The sequence below is a fragment of the Oscillibacter sp. genome, from assembly GCF_032018205.1.
Taxonomy (GTDB): Bacteria; Bacillota; Clostridia; order Oscillospirales; family Oscillospiraceae; genus Oscillibacter.
In genome coordinates this window covers 47,562-53,399 of sequence record NZ_DALZOY010000002.1, presented here as the reverse complement: position 1 = coordinate 53,399, position 5,838 = coordinate 47,562, and the positions used below count along the sequence as shown (strand labels likewise).

4 protein-coding genes are annotated in these 5,838 nt (G+C 59.8%); 1 reads left to right on the top strand and 3 read right to left on the bottom strand.

Annotated elements, in window-relative coordinates:
• On the top strand, positions 1 to 3,113 hold a 3,113-nt coding region (rpoC, locus tag RTU96_RS01725; protein ID WP_312634612.1), incomplete at its 5' end, for a DNA-directed RNA polymerase subunit beta'.
• 256 nt (positions 3,114 to 3,369) lie between these two features.
• Here the strand turns inward: rpoC and RTU96_RS01720 are convergent.
• The 3 genes from RTU96_RS01720 to RTU96_RS01710 form a co-directional block, all read right to left on the bottom strand.
• Positions 3,370 to 3,711: a phenylpyruvate tautomerase MIF-related protein gene (locus RTU96_RS01720; protein WP_312634611.1), complete on the bottom strand. Its 342-nt coding sequence runs from the start codon at positions 3,709 to 3,711 to the stop codon at positions 3,370 to 3,372.
• A 140-nt stretch (positions 3,712 to 3,851) separates the two neighbouring features.
• On the bottom strand, positions 3,852 to 4,223 hold the full coding sequence (locus RTU96_RS01715; protein WP_312634610.1) for a RidA family protein: 372 nt from the start codon (positions 4,221 to 4,223) through the stop codon (positions 3,852 to 3,854).
• A 65-nt stretch (positions 4,224 to 4,288) separates the two neighbouring features.
• The coding region (locus tag RTU96_RS01710; protein WP_312634609.1) for a [FeFe] hydrogenase, group A at positions 4,289 to 5,838 on the bottom strand (1,550 nt) is incomplete at its 5' end.

Genomic DNA, 5,838 nt, shown 5'->3' with positions numbered 1-5,838 from the left:
ACAAGCCCGAGTGGATGGTGATTGACGTGCTGCCGGTGATACCGCCGGAACTGCGCCCCATGGTGCAGTTGGACGGCGGCCGGTTCGCAACGTCTGACCTCAACGACCTTTACCGCCGGGTTATCAACCGCAATAACCGCCTCAAGCGGCTCATCCAGCTCAACGCGCCAGACATTATCGTCCGCAACGAGAAGCGGATGCTTCAGGAGGCTGTGGACGCCCTGATCGACAACGGTCGCCGGGGCCGCGCCGTCACCGGCGCAAACAACCGGGCGCTGAAATCCCTGAGCGACCTGCTCAAGGGCAAGCAGGGCCGGTTCCGTCAGAACCTTTTGGGCAAGCGTGTGGACTACTCTGGCCGAAGCGTTATCGTCGTCGGTCCTGAGATGAAAATTTACCAGTGCGGCGTGCCCAAGGAGATGGCTGTGGAGTTGTTCCGCCCCTTCATCATGAAAAAGCTGGTGGAGGACGGCACCGCCAACAACATTAAGTCCGCCAAGAAGATGGTGGATAAGGGCACTGCCGACGTGTGGGATGCGCTGGATGTGATTATCAAGGATCACCCCGTCATGCTCAACCGCGCCCCCACGCTGCACCGTCTGGGCATTCAGGCCTTCGAGCCGGTGCTGGTGGACGGACGCGCCCTGAAGCTCCATCCCCTGAACTGCACGGCGTTCAACGCCGACTTTGACGGCGACCAGATGGCGATTCACGTGCCCCTGTCCGCCGAGGCGCAGGCTGAAGCCCGGATTCTCATGCTTTCCGCCAACAACCTCCTGCGTCCGCAGGACGGCGGCCCCGTCACCGTGCCCACGCAGGACATGGTGCTGGGCGCATACTACCTGACCTATGAGCGCATCGGCAAGGCCGAGATGGGTGCGGAGACGGTGTATGTGGACGACGCAGGTGAAACCGGACTCACCGCCGACACGGAGGTGGATGCCGACGAGTTCTTGGCTGTCAATAAGGCTGCGAAGAATGAGGGGAAGAAGGAAGCGACCTTCCGGCCTGTCCATGTCTATGCAGGCGAGGACGAGGCCCTGATGGCTTACAACAGCCACGTGATCGGCCCCCACTGCCCCATTCTGGTGCGGGTCACCCGGACGGTGGACGGCGTAGAGCGCACCGGAATCATCCGGGCCACCGCGGGCCGCATTATCTTCAACCGCAATATCCCTCAGGATCTGGGCTTTGTGGACCGCAGTGACCCCGAAAAGGCGCTGGATTACGAAGTTGCTTTCCAGTGCGGCAAGAAAGAGCTGAGCCGCATCGTGGACCGCACCATCAACAAGCACGGCTTCACCATCGCTGCCGAGGTGCTGGATGCGGTAAAGGCCACCGGTTATCAGTATTCCACCCGCGCCGCCATCACCGTGTCCATTGCGGACATGGCTGTGCCCCCCAAGAAATACGAACTGGTGGCGCAGACGGAAAAGCGTGTTCTGGATATTGAGAGCCAGTATAAAATGGGCTTCATGACCAATCAGGAGCGCTATAAGCAGGTTGTGGCCGAGTGGGAGAAAACCACCAACGAGGTTTCCGATGCACTGCAAAGGAATCTGGACCGCTATAACCCCATCTTTATGATGGCGGACTCCGGCGCCCGTGGTTCCATGAAGCAGATTCGTCAGCTTGCGGGTATGCGCGGCCTGATCGCCAACACGGCGGGCCGCACCATCGAAATCCCCATTAAGGCAAATTACCGCGAGGGCCTCACCGCGCTGGAGTATTTCATTTCCTCCAGAGGTGCGCGAAAGGGCCTGGCCGATACCGCCCTTCGTACGGCGGACTCCGGTTATCTGACCCGCCGAATGGTGGACGTGTCTCAGGATGTGATTATCCGCCAGCAGGACTGCGGCTCCATCCATGGTATTCGCGTTTCCGAGATCAGCGAAAACGGGCAGGTCATCGAGAAATTCTCCGACCGTCTGCGGGGCCGGTTCCTGGTGAGCAGCGTTTTGGACGCTGATACCGGCGAGGAGCTGATCTCCAACGAGCGGATGATGGACGAAAACGACGCTAAGATACTGGAAGGCCGCCGCTGGATTCAGAAGAACAACCGGGAGGGAGATATGTGCTCCTTTGACCCGGAAAAGGGCGGAAAGCCCACGGTGATGATCCGCACGGTGCTTACCTGCGGTGCTCACAGCGGCGTGTGCGCCCGGTGCTACGGCATGAACCTTGCCACCTCCCAGCCTGTGGGCCCGGGCGAGGCGGTTGGTATCATCGCCGCCCAGTCCATCGGCGAACCCGGCACGCAGTTGACCATGCGTACCTTCCATACCGGCGGTCTGGCGGGCGGCGATATCACGCAGGGCCTTCCCCGCGTGGAGGAGCTGTTCGAGGCGCGCAAACCCAAGCGGATGGCTCAACTGGCGGAGATTTCCGGCGTGGTCAAGTTTGAAGAGGCCACCAAGGGAAGCCTGCTGAACATTATCATTACCGCCGACGACGGCGATTCTCGTATCTATTCCGTGCCCCACACCGGCCTTCTGGTGAAGGATGGGGACCGTGTGGCGCAGGGCGTTGCCCTGACCTACGGCGCTCTGAATCCCCACGAGGTCTTGCGCCTGCGGGGCAGCGACGCGGTGTACAACTACCTCATTCAGGAAGTCCTGCGGGTTTACCGCCAGCAGGGCGTGGATATCAACGACAAGCACATCGAAGTGATTGTCCGCCAGATGATGCGCAAGGTTCGTCTGGAGGACGCGGGCGACACCAAGCTGCTGGACGGCTCCATGGTGGACCTTCTGGATTTGGAAGACGCCAACACGGAGGTTGACCGCCGCAATGCGGTGGGCGAGCGCAGGGAAGACGGCGAGCTTTTGCGCCACGCAGAGGGGACCCAGCTTCTTATGGGTATTACCAAGGCGTCTTTGGCAACCGAATCCTTCCTGTCCGCCGCTTCCTTCCAGGAGACGACCAAGGTTCTGACCGAGGCCGCCATCAAGGGCAAGGTGGACCATTTGCAGGGCTTGAAGGAGAACGTGATTATCGGCAAGCTGATTCCCGCCGGTACCGGTCTTGCGGCCTATAAGGAATTTGCGGAAGAGCTTGTGCCTGCCCCGGCCATGGTCGGCGCGGGAGACGAACTCCCCGCATATGAGGACTGAAACCCGCATTGAGCTTACAAAAACCGCCCGGACGCAGTCGCGTCCGGGCGGTTTTTTATGTCGGGAAAGCGGAAATTGACAAAATAAGTGACAAGGCAGAAAGGATGGGGCAAAAAAGGAAACTCCAAGACCCCGGAAAGCTTCCATAAGGGCAAAGAATCAGCGGCGGGAAAAATCTAGAAAAGTAGGGACCCTTAGCAAAGTACAGACCCGGTCGGAATTTTTCTGGAAAAATCCCCACAGCTCCAGCCAATTTTTATTTCATCGTGCCCTGCGTGCCCCAGTTTTCAAACTCGCTGTACGTAAGATAAATTCCGTCCTGAGGCAGGCCGATGGTCTGCTGGACGACTTCAAACGCGGCCTCGGTAAACGCTTTCTTGTGCGCAAATTCGGCAGAGCCGAAGCACTTTACGTCCACATAGGCAAGGTCCCGCTGTTCACCGGCCAGATACATGGTGCGCCCGTCGGAAATGTCCACCATCAGCTTGCTTTCACTCTTTCCGGGAATCAGCGAAATTTTCGCACCCAGTGCGGTTTTCAGCGCGTCCTTCTGCGGGGCGGACAGGGACTTTGAGGTGTTGATCCCAATATAAGGCATAGGTGCATCCTCCGTTTTGATAGGATTGATTCGATTTGGCGGTTACCTGAGCGGGAGCGGGACATGGTTCTTTTATAAATTCCGCATCCCACGGCGGTAAATCCAGTTTTCGGAAGTCCCTCCCCGGCAAAGCGTGAGCGTCAGGCCTCCGCGATGATCTCCACTTCCACCAGCCCGTCCTTGGGCAGGGTCTTCACGGCCACGCAGGAGCGGGCGGGCTTTTCGGTAAAATATTTGCCGTAGACCTCGTTAAAGGCGGAAAAGTTCCCCATGTCGGAGAGGAAGCAGGTGGCCTTCACCACGCGGGAAGGGTCGCTGCCCGCAGCGTTAAGCAGAGCGCACAGGTTTTTCATCACCTGCTCGGACTGGGAGACAATGTCCTCGCCCGCCATCGCGCCGGTGGCGGGGTCCAGCCCCAACTGGCCGGAGGTGAACAGCAGGCCGTTTACAACATAGCCCTGAGAATAGGGGCCGATGGCAGCGGGGGCGTATTCGGTGTGAATTAGTTTCATAAGAAACTCCTTTCCATCATTCAGTTTCTTCCATGTTACTTCATGCGCGGGGGAATTTCAACCCTTTACAGGGAATCTTTCCCCGTGGAGGGCAACCGTGCGGAATGGTCCGTGTGGAGCAGATGGTGGGACCGCTTTCCCAGCGGTTCCCGGAGATATTCACTGTACAAGCTTTTCACGTCGGGATTCTCGTGGGAGAAGCGGAGCTTGCTCCCCGCGTCCAGCTCCCAGAGCAGATCGCCCCGTGAAGCGGCCATTTCCATGCCCTCGTGAATGGGCTGTCCGCCGCCGCCAGCGCAGCCGCCGGGACAGGCCATCACCTCCACAAAGTCATATTCCGATGACCCGCTCTCCACCGCTTCCATCAGCTCCCGCGCGCCGGAAAGGCTGCTGACCACCGCCACCCGCACGGTCCCCGCGCCGGGGATGGCAAAGCTGGCCTCCCGCCAGGGAGTGCCGCTGCGGAGGTTGGAAAACGCGTCCGGCTTGGGATTTTTACTGGTGGCAAGGTAATAGGCGGAGCGGAGCGCCGCGTCCATCACACCGCCGGAGGCTCCGAAAATCACCGCCGCGCCGGTACCGGAGCCAAGGGGACTGTCAAAGGGCTCCTCCGGAAGGTCCGTGGGAACGATGCAGTCGCTGCGCAGCAGGCGGACCATCTCACGGGTGGTGAGCACCGCGTCCACGTCGGGATCGCCGCAGGCGTCGTTCATGTTGGGAAGCTCGCACTCCGCCTTTTTGGCGGAGCAGGGCATGATGGACACCACAAAGAGCTTGTGTGGGTCAACGTCCTTTTTCTCCGCAAAGTAGCTTTTGGCAATGGCCCCGAACATCTGCTGGGGGGACTTTGCGGTGGACAGGCACTCCGTATACGCCGGATATTGGGACTTGACAAACCGCACCCAGCCGGGGCAGCAGGAGGTGAACATGGGCCAGCGGTACTTCCCCCGGTGGGTAAACCGCTCCAAAAACTCGCTGCCCTCCTCCATAATGGTGAGGTCGGCGGCAAAATTGGTGTCAAAAATGTAGTCAAAGCCCATCCGGCGCAAAGCTGCCACCATTCGCCCGGCGGTGGCAAATTTGGGGGAGAGATTGAACGCCTCCGCCCATGCCACCCGCACGGCGGGCGCCACTTGAATCACCGTGGTGATTTCCGGGTCCGCCAAAGCCCGCAGGACCTTGTTGCTGTCGTCCCGGACAGTGAGGGCGGCAGTAGGGCAGTGGGTGACGCACTGACCGCAGAAGGTGCAGTCCGTGTTTTTGAGAAGCCGGTTAAAGCTCACGTCCACTGTGGTACGGGAGCCGGTGCCCGCCACGTCCCAGATGTGCATTCCCTGCACCTTATCGCATACCTGCACGCAGCGCATGCATTTGATGCACTTGCTGGCCTCCCGTACCACCGGGGCGTCCAGATCTACCCGGGATTTTTCCGGCTGGAGCCGGTAGGGCTGAAAGTGAATGTTCAAATCGTGGGACAGGGTTTGCAGGGCGCAGTTTCCGCTGCGGATGCAGGTGGTGCAGGTGGAGTTGTGCTCAGAGAGGATCAGACGCAGGTTGGTTCTCCGGGCGGAGCGGACCCGGGGACTGTTGGTGCGGATGACCATGCCCTCCTGCA

What these genes read in the sequence shown, in the direction of transcription:
- RTU96_RS01720 (WP_312634611.1), bottom strand. Translation starts at nt 3,711, where the DNA reads ATGCCTTATATTGGGATCAACACCTCAAAGTCCCTGTCCGCCCCGCAG.
- RTU96_RS01715 (WP_312634610.1), bottom strand. Translation starts at nt 4,223, where the DNA reads ATGAAACTAATTCACACCGAATACGCCCCCGCTGCCATCGGCCCCTAT.